Below are 22080 nucleotides of genomic sequence, written 5' to 3' on the forward strand. Positions count from 1 at the left end.
CCCGGTGCGGACCGGGAGCGCTTAGGCGCGCTCGGCGGACCGCAGCAGCCGCATGCCGTTGGCGATCACGATCAGGGAGCTTCCCGTATCGGCCAGCACAGCCATCCACAGCGTGGACCAGCCAAACGCGATCATCAGCAGAAAGACCGCCTTCACCAGCAGCGAAAACGCGATGTTCTGCTTGATAATGCGCAGCGTCCGCCGGCTGAGATTGACGGCGTAGGGAAGTTTGGACAGATCGTCGGCCATCAGGGTGATGTCGGCCGTTTCCAGCGCCGTATCCGATCCGGCACCGCCCATGGCGATGCCCACGGTCGCCGCAGCAAGCGCCGGCGCGTCATTGACGCCATCCCCCACCATGGCCACGCTGGCGCCAGCAGACTGCCACTCCCGGATGAGGGTCAGCTTGTCTTCCGGGAGCAGTTCGGCATGGCAGTCGATGCCTCCCAGTTCGCTGGAGACAGCGCGAGCCGCGCCCCGGTGATCTCCGGTCAGCATGACCATCCGCTCTATCCCCAGGGAGCGCAGTTCCCGAATCGCTGTCCTGCTGGACGGACGGACCGCGTCGGCCAGCGTGATCAGCGCCACCACCTGCTGTTCCGTGCCCAGCACCATCAAGGTGTGGCCGGACTCTCGAAGCTGCTCGATCCGCTGCTCGACCCGCTCCAGCGAGAGCCCCGCGTCGCCGGAGATCCACCGGGGGTTTCCGATCATGTACGTGATGCCGTTCACCCGGGCTTTCACCCCGCCGCCGGGGACGGAGACAAACTGATCGTTGTCAGGGATGGCCACGCCCTCCTGCTTCGCCTTGCGGACGATGGCTGCCGCCAAGGGGTGTTCCGATCGGGCTTCCACGGCAGCGGCGATGGCGAGAACCTCCACCTCCGTCAGAGCAGACACAGGGATGATCCCGGTTACTTCGGGAAGCCCCTGGGTGAGCGTCCCCGTCTTGTCAAAGGCCATCACTGAAACGGCACCGAGCCGTTCCAGATGGATGCCCCCTTTGATCAAAATCCCGCTGCGTGCGGCATTGCCGATGGCGGAGACGATAGAGACAGGGGTGGAAATGACCAGCGCGCAGGGGCACGAGACGACAAGCATCATCAGCGCTCGGTAAAACCAGTCCGCAAACGGCTGCTGGAACAGAAGCGGCGGAACGGCAGCAATCGCGACAGCCACGGCGATCACCGCCGGCGTGTAGTAGGCGGCAAAGGCGTCGACAAAGCGCTGCGACGGCGCCTTCTGCGCCTGTGCTTCTTCCACGAGATGAACGATCCGGGACAAGGTGTTGTCTTCGGCCCGTCTGGTCACCCTGACCGTCAACGCTCCCTGCTGGTTGATCGTGCCGGCGAACACCTCGTCTCCGGCTCCCTTCTCCACCGGTACGGACTCGCCGGTAATGGGCGCCTGGTTGACGGTCGACCGCCCGTCGGTCACGATGCCGTCCATCGCGATCTTTTCCCCCGGTTTGACCAGAATCGTGTCGCCGACGCGAATCTGTTCCACCGGAAGCGTCAACTCCCGACCGTCGCGCAGGACGAGAGCTTCAGCCGGCGCCAGTTCCATCAGGCTGCGCAGCGATCGTCTCGTCCGGTCCATGGTATAGGCCTCCAGCGTTTCCCCCAGCGAAAACAGGCAGACCACCGCCGCTCCTTCCGCCCACTCGCCGATCGCCACCGCCCCGATGACAGCGATCGTCATCAGAAAGTCGATGCCGACCGTTCGCGACTTGAGACCGTACAGGCCGCTTTTGGCGATGCGAACGCCGCCGGCCAGGATGGACAGCGCGTAGAGCAGCGTGATGAGCGGCTCCGGTGCCGCCGGCGCGAACCCCAGGCCCCAGGCGGCGAGAAACAAAAGGGAGGCAGTCACGGTCGACCAGGCTTTTTTGTTTTGCCGCCAAAAGCCCCGCTCTTCCTCCCGCCTGTTCGCTTCCTGCTCCCGGACGGCTTCGTAGCCCGCCTGGCGCACAGTGTCGATCACGCGGTCAACTGCCGTTCCGTCATGCTCGACGGTCATGATCGCCGCGCCGAAATTGACCTGGACGCGATGCACGGCGGGCAGGGCTCCCACCTTTTTCTCCAGCTTTTGCGCACAATCGGCGCAGTCCATCCCGCGGATGCGGAAGCGAGCCGTGACCGTCCCCCGCTGCTGCGGGGCGACGTCGTAGCCCAGTTTCCGGATGGTGTCGACAATCTGCTCATAGGTCGTCCGATGCGGATCGTAGCTGACGCTTGCCTTGGCGGCGGCAGCGTTCACTTCTGCCCGCGCCATCCCGGGCAGCCGGGCCAGGCTTTTCTCCAGACGTGCCGCACAGTCGGCACAGTGCAGACCGATCAGGGACAATGTTTCACTGCAGGTCTCAACGGCAGTACCGTTGCCGCAGCATCCTGTTTCCGCGTGGGAGGCCGCTTTGCAGCACTCATCCGTATTGGCCATTCGTTCCACCCCGCTCAAACACATGATTAATTGTTCATGTATTTTATCCTCACAATCATCTTATTTTTTCCGGCTGCAAAACGTCAACACAATTTTTCCCGGGCGGACAGCCGTGCATGCAGGCCGCAGCGCAGACAAAAAAACCCGCCTGCCAAGCAAGCGGGTCTCGGACGATCAGCCGTGTTTCATGTGCTGAAGCGTCTGCACGAATATCTGTTCAATATGATCGTCGTCCAGGGAGTAAAAGACGGTTTTTCCCGCCTTTCGCCGTTTGACGATGCGCAGATTTCGCAGATAACGGAGCTGGTGCGACACCGCTGACTGCCCCATGTCCAGGGCCGTGGAGATGTCGTGGACGCACAGCTCCCTGTGCAATAAAGCGTAAATGATCTTGACCCGGGTAGGATCGCTCAGCGCGCGAAACAGATCGGCGAGCGCCCCGGCCGTGTCGTTATCAATCATGGCTTCCTTTATTTCAGCGGCTGTCGGTTCCGTTCCTTGACACGTATCGTCACAGGAATCCTGCATCTCGTTTGATATCATCCAGTCACCACCCCAAAAGAGAACCGTTACGATTTCCATTATAACAGACAAATGAGTCAAAGTCGTGCCGAATGCCTGCCGCTCCAGCGTCGGAGTGTTGCACAAAGGACGAAATGTTGCACTAGAGAAACTTTTTGTTCCTAAGAGAAAAATTTTGTACTATACTAACAGTAAGAACCTGATCTACTTTTGTCACATATTTTTTTGTAAGCAAAAATTTGCCCTTGGCAAACATTTTGTCCCATGCGAAAACCACAGGGGGTGGCATCACATGGCTTCGCCCACAATTCCGCTTTCCGAGGCAAAAACCGGAATGCGGCTTGTTTTATCGGGAATCAACGTGCAGGGGGTCCTGCGGCGAAGACTGCTCGACCTGGGATTCGTCCCGGGAAACGTCATCGAGGTCCTGCAGAAAAGTCCGCTCGGCGATCCGGTCGCATTTCGTGTGAACAATACGACGATTGCCCTGCGCCGGGAAGAAAGCTCGCAGATATTCGGAAACATCCTGGGAGGTGAATGATTTTGGCTGCGTACACAATCGCTCTGGCCGGCAATCCCAATACCGGAAAGAGCACGCTGTTCAACACGCTGACCGGCCTCCGCCAGCACACCGGAAACTGGGCGGGAAAAACGGTGCAGTCAGCCGTCGGTGAGTTTGTCCACGAAGACGTCACCTACCGGGTGATCGACCTGCCGGGCACCTACTCACTGTATTCCAATTCCGCCGATGAGGAAGTGGCGCGCGATTACATCATTTTTGAACAGCCCGACGTAACTGTCGTCGTCGTGGACGCCACATCGCTGGAGCGCAACCTGAATCTGGCGCTGCAGGTGATGGAGATGACCAACCGCGTCGTCCTCTGCGTCAACCTGATCGACGAAGCGAAGCGGTTGGGCATTCACGTCGACGTAACCAAAATCAGACAAAAGCTGGGCGTGCCGACGGTTGCCATCTCAGCCCGCAATCGGACGGGAATCGACGCGCTCCTGGCCGAGGTGGAAAAAGTGGCGTCCGGCAAAATCATCCCGCAGCCCGTGACGATTTCCTACAGTGCGGACATCGAGCAGAAAATCAGGGAGCTGGAGCCGCATGTCACGCACCTGTTGGGCACGCGTTTTTCGCCCAGATGGATTGCGCTCCGCCTGCTTGACGGCGACGAGAAGCTGCTCGCCTCCCTCAAGGCACGCCTCGACACCGTCGGAGCGACCGGGATGAAGGAGGTCGTGCCCCATGAGCAGATTTCTTGCCACTGAGAGGCCGGATTCGCTCGACTCGCTGTTTGCCCTGGCCCAGTGCATGGCCGGCGGAGACGCGATCCGCGACGGCATCGTCCGCGACATTTACCAGACATCCCGGAACATCTGCCGGGAGGCCGTCCGCTACGAAGACCCCAAAAAGCTGGAAAGCACGTATCGGCTGGATAAAATCGTCACCTCGCCGATCTGGGGCTTCCCGATCATGCTGGCGATTCTCGGCGTCGTGTTCTGGATCACCATCGCCGGCGCCAACGTCCCGTCCGGGATGCTTGCCGACATGTTCGGATGGATCGAAGGGCACCTGACGGCCGCGTTTCAGGCTGTTCACGCCCCTGACTGGCTGCACGGCCTGCTCGTGCTCGGGCTGTTCCGCGGGACAGCCTGGGTCGTCAGCGTCATGCTGCCGCCAATGGCGATCTTCTTCCCGATCTTTGCGCTGCTGGAAAACTTCGGCTATCTGCCGCGGGTCGCATTCAACATGGACCGGTTGTTTAAAAAGGCGGGCGGGCACGGCAAGCAGGCGCTGACCATGTCGATGGGCTTCGGCTGCAACGCGGCGGCGATCATCTCCACCCGGATCATTGAATCGCCGCGGGAGCGGATGATTGCGATCCTGACCAACAACTTTGTCCCCTGCAACGGGCGCTGGCCGACGCTGATCCTGCTCGCCTCACTGTTCGTGGCCGCCGGTGTCGCCAGCCAGTACCACACGCTGGTCACGGCGCTGATCGTCATGGGCATGGTGCTGATCGGCATCGTCGTCACCCTGACCGTCTCCTGGATTTTGTCCAAAACGGCGCTGCGCGGCGTCCCCACCCACTACACGCTGGAGCTGCCGCCGTACCGGAAACCGCAGATGCTCAAAACCGTGCTGCTGGCGTCCAAGGACAAATCCCTGAGCGTGTTGACCCGGGCGGTCCTCGTCGCCGCTCCGGCCGGCGTGATTACCTGGATACTGGGCAACGTGACCGTGGGCGGCGACAGCATCTTGAATCACCTGGCTTCCTTTTTCCATCCATTCGCCCACGCGCTCGGACTTGACGGGTACATCCTCATGGCCTTTCTGCTCGGGCTGCCGGCCAATGAGATCGTCCTGCCGATCCTTCTGATGGGATATCTGTCCTCCGGGGCAATGGTGGACATTGACGGCCTGGACAACATCAAGGACATCTTTTTGGCACACGGCTGGACGTGGCTGACCGCGCTGAACATGATGCTGTTCTCGCTGCTGCACTATCCCTGCGGCACGACCCTGTTCAACATTTACAAAGAGACCAAAAGCGCCAAATGGACCGTGCTGTCCGCTCTGATCCCGCTGTCCATCGCGATTGCCGTGACGTTTGTCATCGCGCAGACAGCACGAGGATTGGGCTTGGTGGCGTAATAACAGCAAGACCGCCGGAGATCTCCTCCTGGCGGTCTGTTTTGCATCTGAAAAGCCGCTGTCCCTATTTCCATACCGGCGTAGGGCTTGTATGCCGCCCCTTGGGGCTTGGTTTTCTGCCAACAATGCTGAGCGGCACGTCCGTAAAAATAAAAATGGTCGGGAAGACAGGATTTGAACCTGCGACCTCTTGGTCCCGAACCAAGCGCTCTACCAAGCTGAGCCACTTCCCGACTGGAGGCGAGATAGGCTCTCGCCTCTGCATTATGGCGTGCCCTGAGAGATTCGAACTCCCGACCTTTTGATTCGTAGTCAAACGCTCTATCCAGCTGAGCTAAGGGCACGTATCTGTTTGTTGTTTCGCACCGTGGCGACAATTCAATACTATACAGGGGAGACAAGAAAAAATCAACCCGTATTTTTTTCATTCACAAATTTTTTTCGCAAGCTCCCGGAAAAGGCAGGCGCACAGCGGACAAACACAGCCAGCGTGCCCGAAAAAGACAGGCGGAACTGCCGGCGGGAAGTCAGCGGGCGTAAACCGGGCGCATGGCCGTATCGCCGCCCTCGTCCGACATGACGGCCATCGCGCCTTTTTCCGATCAAACAAAGCGGGAAACTACTGCTTCAGTCGCTCGGCGGTCGCTTTCGCAAAAACAGAAAGCTCACTAACCCGACAGCAGCAGTCCATCGGCTGCCCGCCTATTTTTTCAGCCTGGGCAGATAGGTAAGCGTCAGCGCTCCTGCCAGCACCAGCCCCTTGACGATGTCCTGGGCGTAATACGGCACGTTCATCATCGTCAGCCCGTTCATCAGCACACCCATCAGGATGGCGCCGCAAAAGGTGCCGAACGCGTTGGGCTTGCCCTGCCCGAAGATGGAAAACCCGATAAACGCAGCAGCCACGGCGTCCATCAACAGCGGCGATCCGGCCATCACCTGGCCGGTGCCGATCCGCGCCGTCAGCACGATCCCCCCGATGGAGGCGAACAGCGCCGACAGCATGTAGGCCAGCGTGCGGTACTTGTTGACCGGTACGCCTGAGAGGCGGGCCGCTTCCAGATTGCCGCCGGTGACGTACAGCATCCGTCCGAAACGGGTGTAGTTGAGAAACACGTGCACGCCGACGACGGCCAGCGCCATCAGGATGACCGGGACGGGGATGCCCCATATTTCCCCCTGGCCGATGAAGAGAAACGACGGAATGATGATGCCGGGAGCGGACGAGCCGTCGGCCATCGGCATGTTGTTGTAGATGGAAAAGCCCTGCGTGTAGCTGAGGTGAATGCCCTGAAAGACGTACAGCGACACGAGCGTCGCCAGGATGTCGGGAATCCGCACCTTGACCACCAACAGCGCGTTGATCAGCCCGATCACCAGACCGGCCAGGAGCGGAACAACCACCGCCACCAGCAGTTCCTGCCGGTACCACACCATGAGCGAGGCGGAGAGCACCGTCGCCACGCTGACCGTCGAACCGACGGACAGGTCAAAGCCGCCCACGATCAGGGAAAAGGTAACCCCGATTGCCACCAGCGTCACGATGGAAATGGAGCGCAGGATGTCCACCAGATTGGCGTAGCTGAGAAAGTTTTCGTTGACGATGCTGAAAAACACGATCACGGCCAGAATGGCCAGGAGCGCACCGTACCGCTGCGCCAGCGACCCCCGCGTCTGTTTTGTTTTTTCACCCTGCAGCACTGCTTCCATGATGATTCCCTCCACTCATGTAATACATCACCGTCTCGGCCGTGATCCGTCCTGTCGTCCATTCGCTCCGGCTCCACTCGGCGGCGGTCCGTCCGTTTTCCAGCACGATCAGCCGATCGGCCAGCGCCAGCGCTTCGTCAATCTCGCTGGAAAAGTACAAGACGCCTCTGCCCTCGTCCGCGAGTTCCTTAATCAAGCGGAAAATCTCCTGCTTGGCGCCGATGTCCACGCCCTTGGTCGGCTCGTCGAAGAGGAACACGCTGGCCGTGGTCAACAGCCACTTGCCGATCGCCACTTTCTGCTGATTGCCGCCGGACAGGCTGCCCGTCGGCTGATCCAGCCCGGCCGTCTTGATGCCCAGCCGCTCCACGAGGGATTGGGCCGCCTCGCGCTCCGCCTTGTCCGAGAGAAAGCCTCCGCGCGTAAACGCCTTCAGGTGGGCCAGTGTCAGGTTGTGCTTCACCGGCTCCTCCACCAGGATGCCCTGCAGCCGCCGCTCTTCGGGAATCAGCGCGATGCCGTTTTGAATCGCCTCACCAGGATGGCGGAGGCGCAGAGTCTTCCCTCTCAGCCGGATCTCGCCGCCGTCCAGCCGGTCGGCGCCGAACAGGGCACGGGACACCTCCGTCTTGCCGGCGCCCACCAGTCCCACCACCGCGACGATCTCCCCCTGCCGCAGCTGAACGTCAAACCGCTTCACCTTGTGGCCGATCCGCAGCTCTCTCGCTTCCAGCAACACCTCGCCTGCCCGTCTGCATCTCTCGTCCGTCTGATTGGCTTCGCGGCGGCCCAGCATCGCCGCCACCGCCTCTTCCGGACTGGTCTGTTCCGTCCGCTTTTCCCACACCCGGCTGCCGTCCCGCAGCACAGTGATGCGATCAGCGATGGCAAACACCTCCGGCAGCCGGTGGGAGATGTAGACAATCCCCAGCCCTGCCGCCTTCAAGCTGGCAATCAGCTCAAACAGCGCCGCCGCTTCCGTCAGGCTGAGCGGCGCGGTCGGCTCGTCAAAGATGACGAAGCGGACATCCTGGGCCACAGCCCGGGCCAGCAGCACCAACTGTTTCTCCGCCAGCGTCAGCTCCTCCGCCTTTGCCTTCAGCGGCAGGGAAAAACCGCACCGGCTGAGTATCTGTTGGGCCTGTTCCACCGTACGCTTCGGCGAATGCCACCAGGCGCCGGCGGAGACAGTATGGTCCAGAAGTATGTTTTCCGCGACGCTCAGGGAGGGAATCAGCCCCGTGTCCACTTCCTGCTGCACGAGGTGGATACCGGCCCGCTTGGCATCCCGCGGTCCGCTGACGGCCAGCTCACGGCCGTCGATCAGAATGCTGCCGGCCGTCGCCTGCTCTGCGCCGGAGAGAATTTTCATCAGCGTGCTTTTGCCCGCTCCGTTGGCTCCGAGGATGGCGTGCACCTCCCCGCCGCGTACGGTGAAATCCACCCCGCGCAGGGCGTACACCCCGCCGTACTGCTTGACGATCCCCTTCATTTCCAAAACAGAGGCCGTCATCTCGCATCCCTCCCTGATCTGTCCGTTTCGGTCACTTGTGCTTTGCCTCCAGCGCAGCCATCCACGGCGAGATGGCGGCGTCGCTTCGACCCCATCCGCTCACGTATTGCGTCAGGTCGGACATGTTGACCGGTTGGTCCGGCAGTTTGTCCTGGCTGACCAGATGCGGATCGAGCGAGAAGTACTTGGGCGTGTGTTCGCCGGCGATCTTTTGGTAGAGGAAGCGGCTCTGCACCCGTCCGATGTCCGCCGGATCAGTCGCCGCCGACGCTTTCCACGGGCTGTTCGGCTCCTGGATGAGCTGCAAGTCCTCGTCGGACAGGTCGATGCCGAACACCTTGATCTCCGTCCGTCCCGCCGCCTTGATCGCCCGTGTGGCCCCTTTGGCAAATTCGTCCCACGGCGCCCATACGGCTGCAATGTCGCCTTTGTTGGGGAACTTTTTCAGGATTGCATCCATCTGCGCCTGGGTGTCCAGCGCCGTATTCGGCGTGGCCGAACCGAAGCGGGCGATCTCCTTGATGTTGGGGTAGCGCTTGAGAAAAATCTCGTAGACGCGGTTTCGCTTTTCCATCGGCGCAAAACCGCCCACCCAGATGTAGACGATGTTGCCTTTCCCGTCGATGGATTGGGCCAGATTTTTCAGCCCCTGCCAGGCCAGGCTGTAGTCGTCCTGGTCAATTACAGTGACGCCTTCCACCTGGTCCAGGTCGTTGTCAAACGCGACGACGGGAATCCCCGCCTTGACCGCCCGCTCCACCCCCGGCTGCAGCGCTTCCGCACGGCCGTGGTTGATCAGGATGCCGTCCACTTTTTGGTTGATCGCGGTGTCCAGGTGGGCCGCCATTTTGCCCAAATCGCCGTCCGCGTTGTAGACGACCAGCTCGCCGCCGAATTTGCTCACCTGCTCTTTGACTCCTTGCAGGTACTGGGCAGAAAACGTCCCGATGGAAAACTCGCTGACCAGAGCGATTTTCAACGGTTTGTCCACTGCCGCCGGAATAGCTGCCTGAGTTGCCGCCGCCGGTGATGCGCCTGGCTGCTGCGGCGCGTCCGCCGGCTGTGACGACGATGGCGCGGCAGATTGTGCAGACGGCGCCGGCGGCTGTTCATTGGTGCAGGCCGTCAGCAAAAGAGCCGCGACGAGACTGACAGTCATCCATTTGTTGATCGTTTTCATTTGGTACATCCCCCTCATGAGTGCGTAAAAAATAATGACATGGACGGAAAAACCGAAAAAACAAACGCCTCTTTTCCTTGAGAAAAGAGGCGCGGTTTGCTCGCTCACCTCTCATCTCTCAGGAAAATTCCTGCAGGAGTTAGCACCGTGCCGCAAGAGCAGCATGCTCTTGACAGTCGGTTGCCGGGCGTCATCGGGCCAGTCCCTCAGCCTGCTCTGGATAAGAAGGCATGTGTAATTCCAAGTTTTCCACTATGCTTTTTAATATTGATGACATCATACATCGAAGCGGGATGTGCCGTCAATCCCGTTTTTCGATCGCTTCTCCAAAAAATTCACAACTGTCAGCATCTTCCGCTGACAGTTTTCAATCGACGAACAGCGAAGGTTGGGCAGGCGTAAAACGCCAAGGAAAACGGCTCTGCTGCAATCAACGCGAGCAGAGCCGTTTTCGTTACTGTTGTTTCCCCTCCGTGTTGATTTGGAAGGTCACGCCAAACTTGTCCGTTACAATCCCATAGGCCGGGCTAAAGAACGTCTCTTGCAGCGGCATGTTCACCTGACCGTCCTGCTTCAAGGCTTCATAGATTCGTGTCGCTTTTTCCTTGTCGTCCGTCGAGATACAGATGGTGATTTGACTGCCGCTCTGATGGGGTTGGCCCGGAGACGTATCGGAAAACATGAGGTCCGACTCGCCGACCCTTATCATGGCATGCGACACGCGATCCTTTGCCTCTTCCGGCAGGGGAAATTCCGGGTTTTCCGGCATCTCGCCAAACGTTTGGTAAAACAGGATTTTGGCATCCAGTGCTTGTTCGTAAAAGTGAATGGCTTCCTTGGCATTTCCGTCCATGATCAGATAGGGGATCAAGCGCAGTGTCATCAGGAATCAGCTCCTTGGATTTTCATTCTGCCCGCCGCAAAAATCCGTACGGGCCACAGATTGACACGTATTAAAGCAAGCCATACTCTCTATTATTTCCGATTCTCTGATTTGAAAACGAATCCAGTGTCAATGATCGTGTTGTTCACAGGAAGGAAAATGAAGCATGGCTTGAAACAAGCGAGATTTTGCTAGATCCCCCACTCTTTTTTCAGCAAATAAATCAGTTCTGCTTCCCGCTCGTCGTTCTTCTTCTGCAAAAATTCCTTTGTCCATTGATAAAAACCGTGTCCGTTTTTCTGGCCGTATTTGCCTTCGTCCACCAAACGGCGCATCATACCGAGAGAGGCCGAGTCGGTGCTGAGGTCGGGAAACAAATTATTCCAAAAACAGTTTGCCGGCGAACGATTCACGATAAATGGTTTCGATGTCCGCAGCCGTCAGCCAGCGTGGATTATTGTTCAGCAGTCTGTCGATTTTGCTAGCTTCTGCTGCCAAGGCCGGAATGTCTTCTTCTGTCACGCCAACATCTCTGATGCTGGCGGGAATGCCCACGTCGCAAGACAGTTTGGCGATGGCGTGGACCGCCTGCATTGCTGCATCGCGAAGCGACAACCCGTCTACGTTTTCTCCCATCGCCCTGGCCACTTCCGCAAATTTGGGAATATTCGAAACTACATTGTACTTCATGACGTAGGGGAGCAGCAAGGAGTTTGCCACCCCGTGGGGCACTTTGAATTTGCCTCCCAGCGGATAGGCCAGCGCATGGACGGCTCCTACCCCGGCGTTGCCCAGCGAAATGCCGGCGAGCAGACTTCCCATCGCCATGTCTTCGCGCGCTTTGAGGTCATGTCCCTGATACACGGCTTGGCGAAGGGAACGGGAAACCAGTTTGATCGCGTGCAGGGCAATCGCGTCCGTCAGTTCATTTGCCCGAATCGCCGTATAGGACTCCACCGCATGAACAAACGCGTCCATCCCCGTCGCGGCCGTGACGGATGGAGGCACCGTCACCGTTAGTTCCGGATCGACGATGGCCACATCCGGGAGCAGGTACGGTGAGACAATTCCCTTTTTCACCTGGTCGCGCGTGTCCGTAAAAATGGCGTTGCAGGTAACTTCCGACCCGGTTCCGGAAGTGGTCGGCACGAGGATGAAGGGCACGCCCTTGTTCGCCACCTTGTCAATGCCCACCAGGTCGCGCACATCGCCCGTGTTGGTCATCATAATGGACAAGGCCTTGGTCACATCCAGCACGCTACCGCCCCCGATCCCGACAAACACGTCATAGCCCCGACCCCTGACCTGGGAGGCAAGCTGCTCCAGATTTTCAAACGGAGGCTCCTGCATGATTTCATCAATCACGTGAACGGGCAGGCCTGCTTGCGTCAGCGGGGTTACGGCCTTGTCGACCAGACCTGTTTGCTTCAATACCTTGTCGGTCAAGACCAAAACCTTTGTTGCCCCCAGCTTCTTTGCCTTCTCCCCAATGTGTGCAATCGAGCCGATTCCCGTCACGAGTTCAGTCGGTGTTCGAAACACGCTAATGCTCATCGTCCATTCCTCTCCTATCCCGCACATATTTTCCGTCTACAGCAGCTTCACACCGATAAATTTCACTTCGGTCATATCCTCAACGGCGTATTTCACGCCTTCTTTACCGATCCCGCTCCGTTTTACGCCACCGTATGGATAGTTGTCCTGGCGAACGGTTGACACTTCGTTAATCCACACCCCGCCGGTTTCCAGCTCGTCGGCCAGGCGAAAGGCACGATTGATATCCGACGTGAAAACGCCTGCCTGCAGGCCGTAGTCGGAAGCGTTCGCGAGTGATACCGCTTCTTCTTCCGTGTCAAACGGGATGACGACAACGACAGGGCCAAATACTTCCTGACATACGACTTTCATGTCCGGCTTGACATCCACCAGAACGGTGGGATGGTAAATGGATCCTTCCCGCTTGCCGCCGGTGAGCACTTTCGCACCGTTTTCGACCGCTTCCTGCACCCATTGTTCCACGCGTACGGCCGCCTCTTCCGTAATCAGCGGACCTACATCTGTTGTTTCCTCGGCCGGATTCCCTACGCGCAGGCTCGCCACCCGCGGCACAAGCCGATCGAGAAACGTCTGGTACAGCGTCCTTTGCACATAGATGCGCTGCACTGAGATGCACGCTTGGCCGGCATAGGCAAACCCGCCCGTCACGATGCTGGAAATCGCTGCGTCCAGGTTGGCGTCCTCGAAGACCAGATTGGGCGAATTCGAGCCCAGCTCCAGGGTTACTTTTTTGTTGCCCGCCAGTTGTTTGATTTTATAGCCGACTGGCCCGCTTCCCGTGAAGGTCACCTTCTTTACCAGCGGGTGGGTGACAAGCGGTTCCCCCAGGTCGGGACCGGTGCCCATCACGACATGCAACGCCCCTTTCGGCAGCCCTGCCTGTAGCAGCAGCCTGGCGAGTTTCAGCGCGGACAGCGGCGTTTTTTCGGCCGGCTTTATGACCACGGTGCAGCCTGCTGCGATGGCCGGGGCCACCTTGTGCAAAACGAGATTCAGCGGGAAATTGAACGGCGTTATGGCGGCGACCACCCCAACCGGATAGCGGCGGGCAAATCCGATTCGGTTTTCTCCGCCGACCGCACTGTCCATTTTGATGAGTTCGCCGTCGTTGGCTTTGGCCACGTCGGCAGCGAAACGCAGTACCTGCACCGCACGTCCCACTTCTCCCCGCGCATCGCGGATCGGCTTGCCCGCTTCACGAGACAGGAGGTGAGCAAAATCCTCCCGCTGCGCCTCGAGGGCATCGGCAGCTTTCCGCAAAATCTCGGACCGCTGGTGCGCGGGCATTTTTTTCATGGTTTGCTGAAAGACCCGGTGGGCGGTTTGGATGGCCTGTTCCAGATCTTCTCTCGTCGCAAAGTCCACAACTCCTATCAGTTCGCCATTGTACGGACTGCGAACCTCGTGCCGAATCCGGCCGCCCCCGGTAACCTCGTTGCCGTCGATGAGAGAGCCGACGTGCATGACGGTGATCTCGCTTTGATTCATCTCCACCACTCCTCCTGCGGGTCGTTACACCTTTTGATCCAATGCTGATTCTTTCTTAAATCGCCCCTATGAATACGTATTCAAAAACATCGAAAAAGAGGTGTCCCGGCCATGGCTACTTGCGGCGGGCAGTCGTCTTGCGAACAATCAGCTCGGGCTGCAGCACAATCTGTCGCAGCTGTTTCGGGCGCTCCCCTTGCTGAATCATCTCGATCAGGTTTTCGGCTGCGATCTCCCCCATCTTGAATTTGTGATGACCGATACTTGTCAATTGGATGGCGCGATGGGAGGAAATCTTGATGTCATCAATCCCGACCAGACTTACGTCATCCGGGATGGACAGCCCCATCGACATGATCGTATCCATGCAGGCCAACGCCATGGTATCGGTCGCACAGATGATCGCCGTGGGCGGTTCGTCCAGGTTCATCAACCTCCAGGTGATTTTTTCCACCTCGGCTGACGTCGTGTTCGTAACAAACACCAGCTGCGGATCGATCTCGATGCCGGCCTCTTCCATCGCTTTTTTGAACCCTGTTTCCCGTTCAAGAAAGGTAGAGATCGTGGGTTCGCCCGTAATGTAGGCAATCCTTTCATGTCCCAGGTCCAACAGATGCTTGGTAATCATTTCGCCTGCCCGCGTGTTGTCCAGAACGACGTAGTTCCCACCGTTTCTCGGGCGGCGGTTGAAAAACATGTACGGGATGCCGGACTGCTCGATCTCGTGAAACAGGGGATCGTCCAGCAGGATGGATGACATCAGGATGCCGTCCACCTTGTTTCCCATCACGGTGTTCACAATGTCTTTCAGCTTTGCCTCGCCCTCAAAGTACACCATGGTTTTGTAGCCGTGTTTGGTCGCCAGGTTGATAATGGAGTCGGTGGTTTCCACGAAAAAGCCGTTTTTGAGCGTACCGGAAATCAAGGCGATGGTTTTCGTGCTGTTCGTCACCAGGCTCCTGGCGATGAGATTGGGCTGATAGCGCAGGGTTTCCATCGCCTGCAGCACCTTTTTTCTCGTCTCGGGCTTCACGCTTTTCGCGTTGTTCAGTACGCGGGAAACGGTGGCTTGGGACACCCCCGCCAATTTTGCAACATCTTTGGAAGAGATCATGGAACGTTACCTCGAATGTATACGTATTCATTGGTAGAGAATAGTATACCGCCTGTTTGGTAATCTGTCCATATTCAAACGTCGTTGGAGATATAGTACGCGGACGCTGCCAACTTCTTGGCTGGTCGTCAAGAGAGCGAGCGGGCCCTATCACCACCCATGCCCCACGGACTTTGTCTACAAGCAAAGGGGACTGTCTGCACAGTCCCCTCTTTGACTACAGTCCAACAGGTTATTCATCTAATGTAAAAAGTCCGTGGACGGGCGGAGGAGGATTCCTTTTCCCTACGCCTCTGTAACGGTACCCGTATGCACCGGCGTTGATTGTTTTTGTGTTTGCCGGCTGTGCACGAGCATGATGTTCAGCACGACAGCCGTGATCGAACCGGTGACAATGCCGTTTTGCAGAATCATTTTCGCCATCGTCGGCAGTTGATCAAACATCTGCGGGACGGCAGCGGACCCAAGCCCGACGGCAATGCTGCAGGCGGCAATCAGCAGGTTCTCGTTTTGGCGCAGATCGACTTGCGACAAGATATTGATCCCGGATGCCACCACCATGCCGAACATGGCGATCATCGCGCCGCCCAGCACCGGATTGGGGATGACGGTGGTCAGCGCGGCCAGTTTCGGGAGCAGGCCGAGGACCACGAGAATGCCGCCGGCGGCTACCATTACGTCACGGGTCTTGATTTGCGTCAGGGACACCAAGCCGACGTTCTGAGAAAAGGCGGTGTATGGGAAGGCGTTGAAAATCCCGCCCAGCATGATCGCAATCCCTTCGCCGCGCAATCCTTTGACGACGTCCTGGCTGCTGACGTCCTGTTCCGTCACTCTGCCGAGGGCAAAATAGACGCCGGTCGATTCCACCATGCTGATGATGTTCACGAGGATCATGGTGAGGATCGCAACGATGTGAAACTCCGGCACGCCGAAATAGAACGGCTGGACAATGTTGACCCAGGATGCCTCAGTTACGGCGTCAAAATTGACCATGCCCATCACGTACGCCGCTGCCGTTCCGGCCACCAGGCCGAGCAGCACCGAGATGGCGCGAATAAAGCCGGTAAACAGACGATTGATAAGCAAAATGATGACCAGTGTGCCAAATGCCAGCAGCAGGTTGCGCGGTTGGCCAAAATCCGGGCTGCCTGCACCGCCGGCGGCGTTGTTCATGGCGACAGGAATCAGCGACAGACCGATAATCGTCACCACGGAGCCCTGCACCACCTTCGGGAAAAAGCGCAGCAGCTTGCCAAAGAGCGGTGCGGCCAACACGACAAACAGACCGGAGACGATGATCGCTCCGTAGGCGGTGGCCAGGTTGCTGCCGGAGGCGATGGCGATAATCGGCCCCACTGCGGTGAACGTACAGCCGAGCACGACCGGCAGTCTGATCCCGGTGTAGCGTGTGCCGATCACTTGCAGCAGAGTGGCCAGTCCGCAGGTGAACAAGTCGGCTGCGATCAGGTAGGCAATCTGAGTGGGAGTCAGTTTCAGCGCGCCGCCAATAATCAGCGGGACGATGACTGCCCCCGCGTACATGGCCAATACGTGCTGCATGCCCAGCGTCAGCAGTTTTTGTTTGGACAGCATGAGTGTTCTCCTCTCTTGTGAATGGGATTCCCCGCGTACCCGACTAGACGCGAGCAGACACAGGCTCGATAAACTGGATGTCACCCGGCTGCATCGATTGGATGCGGGCCAGCGACTCGACGCGAACGCCCATCTGCTCCAACAGACCGCGCCCTTCCTGGAAGCTTTTTTCGATCACCGCGCCGACGCCGACGAGGTGCGCCCCCGCTTCCTTTACGATCGTAGCCAAACCTACCAGCGCCGCTCCGGTGGCGAGAAAATCGTCGACGATCAAGACCCGGTCATGAGACGACAGGTACTGTTTGGCGATGCTGATTTGGTACGTCTCCTGGCGGGTGAAGGATTGGACCGGCACCGAATACACCTCGTCGCTCAAGGTGACGGCTTTTTTCTTTTTCGCATAGACAAACGGCACGCCCAGCGCGTATGCCGTGGCCATCGCAAAGTGAATGCCGCTCGCTTCCACCGTCAGCACCCTGCTGACCCGCTCATCGCGGAAGAGCTCGGCAAAGGCTTGGCCGATCTTCATCGTCAACTGCGGGTCCACCTGATGATTCAAAAACGCATCCACCTTCAGCACCGTCTCGGACAACACCTTGCCGTCCCGGACGATTCGCTCCTTTAATTCTTTCACGTTGTTTTCCTCCTCCTATCGGCTGCACTGCCACAAAAACAAGAAAACCCAGAGCGGACAGTTCACCGGCTGGCAGGCAGACCAACTCCAAGTGAAACCTGTCCCTCTGGGCTTTTTTCCCTCAGGTGTAGCACGAAAGATGTGCCAGCGCCGCTCGGACCGGGCTTTTGCCGGACGGCCGCGATACGGACCGGCGGTCAAAACGGAACCCTAGGCGCTCTTTCACTCGTAGTCAGGCGATTTACGGTCACCTGGTAGAAACTTATGGGCCATATTCCCAAAATTATACGAGCTTGTGTCGATGTTCGGTTGATACAGACAAATCTACCACACTACCTGTCGGCGGGGCAAGCGTAATTTTGCCGCAATCAAGTCAAAAAAAAAAGCGCGAACCCTCGCGCAATGGGAGGGTTCGGCAGGATGGAACAGCAGGCCGCCTACCGCTTGGGCTTAGCGTGGCGCATGGCCATCGTGATTTTCTTCCACTTGTTTTTTTCGGCCGCCTGCAATCTGGCGTCATCCTTGCGGGCCAGATGGGCCAGTTCCCGCTGCAGTTTCCGATAGCTGTCAAAGCGGGCCCGCTGCAGCGAGCCGTCGGCCAACGCCGCCTGGACCGCACAGCCGGGCTCCCTTTCGTGACTGCAGTCGCGAAAGCGGCAGGCTTCCGCCAGTGTTTCAATGTCGTCAAAGGCGTCGCGAAACCCGTCATCCGCCTCCCACAACTGCAGTTCCCGCATGCCAGGCGTGTCGATCATCAGGCCGCCTGAGGGCAGCCGGAACAGCTCGCGGTGCGTCGTGGTGTGCCGGCCGCGGTCGTCTTTGCTGCGCACGCCGCTGACCCGCTGAAGATCCATGCCGGCCAGCCGATTGATGAGCGTCGATTTGCCCACCCCGGAGGAGCCCAGCAGCGCGACGGTCTGCCCCTCCCTCAGGTACGGAGCCAGGCTGTCCAGCCCCTCGCCCCGTTCAGCGCTGATCGCGTGGATCGGCACTCCGATGGCGACCGACTCCACTTCGGCCACCTTGCGCTCCACATCCTCGCACAAATCGGCCTTGCTCAACACGATGACCGGGTTGGCCCCGCTTTCCCACGCCAGGATCAGATAGCGCTCGATCCGGCGCAGGTTAAAATCGTTGTTCAACGCGTTGACGAGAAACACGGTATCCACGTTGGCGGCGACGATCTGCTCCTCCACTGTTTCGCCCGCCGCCCTGCGGGAAAACTTGCTCGTGCGCGGGAGCACGGCGTGGATGGAGGCCCGCTTCTCTTCGACGCGGGAAGTGATGACCACCCAATCCCCCACCGCCGGGTAGTCTTCCCGTCCGGAGGCCGTAAAACGGAACTTACCCGTCACTTCCCCCAGGAGTTCGCCGTGTTCCGTCATCACGCGATACAATCGTTTGTGTTCCAGGACAATGCGTCCCACACATACATCCTGCTCCGCAAACGGAGCGAAATGGGCTGCGAAATGGTCGTTCCAGCCCCATGCCTGCAAATTGTTGTTCACTTACGGATTCCTCCTGCAAAGGTATTGTCTGGTCCAGTCAACAGGACAACAACCCGTCACAGGGAATCCTCTGGCAAAAAATACGGTTAGCGTCCGGCTGAAAGGAGGATTCCCGTGACTACATCACCTTGAACAATCTCGACAATCTGCGTTTTTACCATCGTGACATCTCTCCTTTCAGACCGGCGAACCGGTCAATGCATGTGGTTACCGCTAATTGTACCACGGTTTTATGGGGAGCAACAGTACGGGATGCCCCGGATTTTCTGCCTGACGCGACGACGTCAGTCGCCGCCTCCACCGTCGCTTCCTCCTCCGCCGTCTCCCCAGATGCCGTCGGACTTGTGGTCTTTACCGTCGCTGTCGATGTAAAACGGTCCGGACGACGAACTGTCACTGCCGTACGCGGAGGATCGACCAGTGCCCGCCCTTTTGACGGCCGACACGAGCACCAGCAGCAGGAGGATCAATAATACGGCACCGATGATGATTGCTTTCATCTTTCTCCCCCAGCATTTGCAATTTTTGATTGCCATTTCATTATTCATGCAGCGGTCTTGCAGTCAGGCAGGCCGAATGCCCAGGAAAAGCGGCCGTACGTCCCCCCGCTGTTTGCCTGGATAATTCTGTGGTACGCTTACCTTACATGCTGTGCAGTGGGAGGGGTTTCTTATCCATGGATACGGTCACACACGCGCTTATCGGCGCAGTTCTCTACAGGTCGATTCGCACTGAACACCTGTCCAAAGCGGAAAAGCGGGCGCTCTTGTTCACCTCGCTTGCCGGAAGCGAACTGCCCGACATCGACGTCGTCTCCCAATTGTGGGATACAGGCGGCCAATACCTGATGTGGCATCGCGGCATTACCCACTCGGTCCTGCTCGTGCCGGTGTGGGCGGCGCTTTTGACCGGCATCGCCCGATGGTGGTGGCGGGTGGCTGACAAGCGCATTTTCCCGCTCGCCATGCTCGCCCTCTTTGTCCACATCACCACCGACATTTTCAATCCGTGGGGCACCGGCTACTGGGAGCCGTTTTCCCAGCAGCGCGTCTCCATCGGCACCGTCCCGATTATCGATCTGGTCATGTGGGCGATCATGCTCGCCGGCTATCTCCTCAGCCGTTTCGGCAAATGGCCGCGCCATCTCGTCTTTCGCGCCGTTGCCTGCCTACTGGTGCTGGAGATCGCCAGCCAGACGGTGCAGGGCCAGATCGTCAAGCATTCGTTTGCAGACCGGTACGAGCAGGTCGTGCTGGCCGCCGACTTTGTGCCTGGTTCGTACAAGGTGATCAGCAAACAGGGAACCACTGTGGACATTCACCGCGCCTCCGTCTGGTCGGAGCCGGTGCTGCTTCAGCGCCTCACCACCGCCGAGCAGGCCGATCTGACGCCGCTGTTCGAGCAAAATCCGGCTGCCCGCACGCTCTATCAGTGGGCGCCGATGGTCGTCGTCGTTGACACGCCTGAGCGTCTGGCCGTCTTCGATCCGCGTTTTGGCGACCGGGGCGAGTCGTTTTTGTACGAGTACATCGACAAGTAATCAGCACACGATCACGACTGTGTGCTCGCCGCGTCAGCGGCACAGCGGCCGGAATGTCGGCTGACTCGCGAAACGCGCGGCGAGCGAAGCAGTCCGTCTGGTATCAGGAAGAGGGGATGAAAACGTCCTTCTCTTCATCATAGTGATAGACTTGTGAAGTTTCTTTGGTCGAACTTACGTGTTCGAAGTCCTCGTTATAGTTGTAGGCAGTCTGCTTGTAATACAGGGTGCCTGTATGTTCATCGATAAAAAACGTGCCAAACTTCTTGTGTAACGGCGGGGGGCCGTTCGCCAACACATCATAAGCTACGCCATTCCACACTTCTTTGTAACCCTGCTTTGTGTATTTGATGAGATGGTAATTGTTTTTCTGTACGCCGGAACCGCCAAGCCCGGATACAAATGAAATCATGTGATCAACGGCACCGTGAACCTGCAGACCATATACTGGCTCACCCTTGGCATACACCTCTCTGTATGCGCCGTTTTCTTCCGCATACAGGACAAACCAGCCTTCCATATGGCTCGTTGTCAGGAAGGCGGCTATTTCGGGTGCCCTGTTTTTTCGATCCATCCGAAGATACACAAGCGTAATGCTTTCTTTCTTGATTTCATCTGGTTGACTAAACTTTTGTCTGAATGAATCGAACAACCAATCGGGGATGTTGGTTGCATCCCCCTCTTCTGATTGAACAGGTTGTTTTCGTTCCCCTTGCTCGCTGTTCGATGACGTACAGCCGATCAGGACAACAGCTGTCACAACAAGCAGCAGCCATTTCTTCACTAGAGTCTTTTTGCCTCCTTAGCTGTCTCTGCAAGCCCATCTTTCGTATAAGTACAGCCTACTGCTTCCTGTTACTTCCGCCCCAGGAAGTCGAGCACCAGCCGGTTGAACGCCTCCGGCTGGTCCATCGGCGGAATGTGAGCCGACGCCTCCAGCACTGCTTTTTCCGCGCCGGATATGCGTGCCGCCAGCTCGTCGGCGATCTGCAAAAAGTCCTCGTAGTCTCTGCCGCCGGCAATCACCAGCGTCGGTACCTTGATCTCTTCCAGCCGGTCTTTCGGCAGCGGTGACAGCCACGCGGGCATTTGGGTCACCGGCGGCAGCGAGTAGGCATGCGCGGTCATCTGCCGGAAGTTCTCCCTCTCTTCCCCCGCCTCTGTGTTGACCGGCTGATCCGGCCCGTCAAACCACATCCGCGCCGCCAGCTCCACTGCCTCTTCCCGGCTGCCTGATTCAATCAGCTCTGCTATGCGGCCTGCATCCCGCTGCCGTCGCTCCGATCGCGGGTGGCCGAGCAGACCGGACGAGACGAGTACGAGCCGCTTCACCATCTCCGGCCAGGCCAGGGCAAACTCCTGGGCCACCATCCCGCCGAATGACAAGCCGACAACATGGGCCCGTTCCACACCCAATCCTTCCAGCACGGCGCGGGTATCCCCGTACACCGTGTAGGGCCCCTCCCCGATGGGCGTCCGGCCCATGCCGCGCAGATCAAAGCGGATGACGCGATAGAATTGGGCAAACACCGCCGCCTGTCTCTCCCACATGCGCGTGTCCAGATTAAGTCCGTGAATCAGCAGCAGCGGCTCTCCCGTTCCCTGTGCTTCGTAGTAGAAGCGGGTGCCGTTCGCTTCGATCCATCCGGATTGCGTTACGAGATCGATTTCCATTTTTTATCACCCCGCCACCACTATTGCACACATCACCCGGATGTGTCCAGACAATTCACA

20 protein-coding genes, 2 tRNA genes and 2 riboswitches are annotated in these 22080 nt (G+C 58.4%); of the genes, 4 read left to right on the forward strand and 18 right to left on the reverse strand.

Features of this window, described 5'->3' with window-relative positions:
- Nucleotides 1–21 precede the first annotated feature (21 nt).
- On the reverse strand, nt 22–2439 hold the full coding sequence (locus tag IRT44_RS01420; RefSeq protein ID WP_230077317.1) for a heavy metal translocating P-type ATPase: 2418 nt from the start codon (nt 2437–2439) through the stop codon (nt 22–24).
- Nucleotides 2440–2613: 174 nt separating this feature from the next.
- A complete protein-coding gene (locus IRT44_RS01425; RefSeq protein ID WP_171565964.1) occupies nt 2614–2982 on the reverse strand; it encodes an ArsR/SmtB family transcription factor in 369 nt (122 codons plus the stop codon).
- A gap of 271 nt (nt 2983–3253) precedes the next feature.
- Here IRT44_RS01425 and IRT44_RS01430 point away from each other — a divergent pair, with 271 nt between their 5' ends.
- From IRT44_RS01430 to IRT44_RS01440, 3 genes are read left to right on the forward strand one after another with little or no spacing between them, the layout of a single operon-like run.
- Entirely contained in the window at nt 3254–3502 is a 249-nt protein-coding gene (locus IRT44_RS01430; RefSeq protein WP_171565963.1) for a FeoA family protein, read from the forward strand.
- 2 nt (nt 3503–3504) lie between these two features.
- Nucleotides 3505–4236 (forward strand): FeoB small GTPase domain-containing protein, encoded by a 732-nt coding sequence (locus IRT44_RS01435; RefSeq protein WP_171565962.1) that lies wholly within the window; start codon nt 3505–3507, stop codon nt 4234–4236.
- Nucleotides 4214–5623, forward strand: coding sequence for a ferrous iron transporter B (locus tag IRT44_RS01440; protein ID WP_171565961.1), 1410 nt, complete (start codon nt 4214–4216; stop codon nt 5621–5623). The genes IRT44_RS01435 and IRT44_RS01440 overlap by 23 nt, the downstream gene beginning before the upstream one ends.
- A 156-nt stretch (nt 5624–5779) precedes the next feature.
- On the opposite strand, the gene IRT44_RS01445 is transcribed toward IRT44_RS01440, so the two are convergent.
- The 14 genes from IRT44_RS01445 to IRT44_RS01505 all read right to left on the reverse strand — a co-directional run bounded on the left by IRT44_RS01445 (nt 5780) and on the right by IRT44_RS01505 (nt 19306).
- Nucleotides 5780–5856 (reverse strand) — tRNA-Pro (locus IRT44_RS01445).
- Nucleotides 5857–5890: 34 nt separating this feature from the next.
- Nucleotides 5891–5967, reverse strand: a tRNA-Arg gene (locus IRT44_RS01450).
- A 358-nt stretch (nt 5968–6325) separates the two neighbouring features.
- Entirely contained in the window at nt 6326–7333 is a 1008-nt protein-coding gene (locus IRT44_RS01455) for an ABC transporter permease (RefSeq protein ID WP_171565960.1), read from the reverse strand.
- Complete coding sequence (locus IRT44_RS01460; RefSeq protein ID WP_230077318.1) at nt 7311–8846, reverse strand: sugar ABC transporter ATP-binding protein; 1536 nt, start codon at nt 8844–8846, stop codon at nt 7311–7313. The genes IRT44_RS01455 and IRT44_RS01460 overlap by 23 nt, the downstream gene beginning before the upstream one ends.
- 31 nt (nt 8847–8877) lie before the next feature.
- Nucleotides 8878–10026, reverse strand: coding sequence for a sugar ABC transporter substrate-binding protein (locus tag IRT44_RS01465; RefSeq protein WP_371808897.1), 1149 nt, complete (start codon nt 10024–10026; stop codon nt 8878–8880).
- 108 nt (nt 10027–10134) lie between these two features.
- Nucleotides 10135–10253, reverse strand: a riboswitch (SAM riboswitch).
- A 227-nt stretch (nt 10254–10480) separates the two neighbouring features.
- Complete coding sequence (locus tag IRT44_RS01470) at nt 10481–10909, reverse strand: VOC family protein (protein WP_171565955.1); 429 nt, start codon at nt 10907–10909, stop codon at nt 10481–10483.
- A gap of 191 nt (nt 10910–11100) precedes the next feature.
- Nucleotides 11101–11232: a hypothetical protein gene (locus IRT44_RS19305; RefSeq protein ID WP_256379883.1), complete on the reverse strand. Its 132-nt coding sequence runs from the start codon at nt 11230–11232 to the stop codon at nt 11101–11103.
- A gap of 55 nt (nt 11233–11287) precedes the next feature.
- Nucleotides 11288–12463 carry an iron-containing alcohol dehydrogenase gene (locus IRT44_RS01475; protein WP_230077319.1) on the reverse strand — a complete coding sequence of 392 codons (1176 nt, stop codon included), beginning with the start codon at nt 12461–12463 and terminating at the stop codon, nt 11288–11290.
- 36 nt (nt 12464–12499) lie between these two features.
- Nucleotides 12500–13954, reverse strand: coding sequence for an aldehyde dehydrogenase family protein (locus IRT44_RS01480; RefSeq protein ID WP_212132077.1), 1455 nt, complete (start codon nt 13952–13954; stop codon nt 12500–12502).
- A gap of 115 nt (nt 13955–14069) precedes the next feature.
- Nucleotides 14070–15068, reverse strand: a complete 999-nt coding sequence (locus tag IRT44_RS01485) for a LacI family DNA-binding transcriptional regulator (RefSeq protein WP_171565949.1) — start codon at nt 15066–15068, stop codon at nt 14070–14072.
- Between the two features lie 285 nt (nt 15069–15353).
- Nucleotides 15354–16664, reverse strand: a complete 1311-nt coding sequence (locus tag IRT44_RS01490; RefSeq protein ID WP_171565947.1) for a nucleobase:cation symporter-2 family protein — start codon at nt 16662–16664, stop codon at nt 15354–15356.
- 43 nt (nt 16665–16707) lie between these two features.
- The gene (locus IRT44_RS01495) at nt 16708–17298 is read right to left on the reverse strand and encodes a xanthine phosphoribosyltransferase (RefSeq protein ID WP_171565946.1); all 591 of its coding nucleotides are present in this window, start codon (nt 17296–17298) and stop codon (nt 16708–16710) included.
- Nucleotides 17299–17507: 209 nt separating this feature from the next.
- Nucleotides 17508–17609, reverse strand: a riboswitch (purine riboswitch).
- A 126-nt stretch (nt 17610–17735) separates the two neighbouring features.
- Nucleotides 17736–18806, reverse strand: coding sequence for a ribosome small subunit-dependent GTPase A (rsgA, locus tag IRT44_RS01500; RefSeq protein WP_171565944.1), 1071 nt, complete (start codon nt 18804–18806; stop codon nt 17736–17738).
- A gap of 284 nt (nt 18807–19090) precedes the next feature.
- Entirely contained in the window at nt 19091–19306 is a 216-nt protein-coding gene (locus IRT44_RS01505; RefSeq protein WP_171565943.1) for a hypothetical protein, read from the reverse strand.
- A gap of 176 nt (nt 19307–19482) precedes the next feature.
- Here IRT44_RS01505 and IRT44_RS01510 point away from each other — a divergent pair, with 176 nt between their 5' ends.
- Nucleotides 19483–20346 carry a metal-dependent hydrolase gene (locus IRT44_RS01510; protein WP_171565941.1) on the forward strand — a complete coding sequence of 288 codons (864 nt, stop codon included), beginning with the start codon at nt 19483–19485 and terminating at the stop codon, nt 20344–20346.
- A gap of 103 nt (nt 20347–20449) precedes the next feature.
- On the opposite strand, the gene IRT44_RS01515 is transcribed toward IRT44_RS01510, so the two are convergent.
- Both IRT44_RS01515 and IRT44_RS01520 read right to left on the reverse strand, forming a co-directional pair.
- Entirely contained in the window at nt 20450–21130 is a 681-nt protein-coding gene (locus tag IRT44_RS01515) for a hypothetical protein (protein ID WP_230077320.1), read from the reverse strand.
- Nucleotides 21131–21201: 71 nt separating this feature from the next.
- Nucleotides 21202–22020 carry an alpha/beta fold hydrolase gene (locus IRT44_RS01520; protein WP_230077321.1) on the reverse strand — a complete coding sequence of 273 codons (819 nt, stop codon included), beginning with the start codon at nt 22018–22020 and terminating at the stop codon, nt 21202–21204.
- Nucleotides 22021–22080: the final 60 nt, after the last annotated feature.

It is taken from the genome of Brevibacillus sedimenti, assembly GCF_020923495.1.
Classification (GTDB): Bacteria; Bacillota; Bacilli; order Brevibacillales; family Brevibacillaceae; genus Brevibacillus; species Brevibacillus aydinogluensis.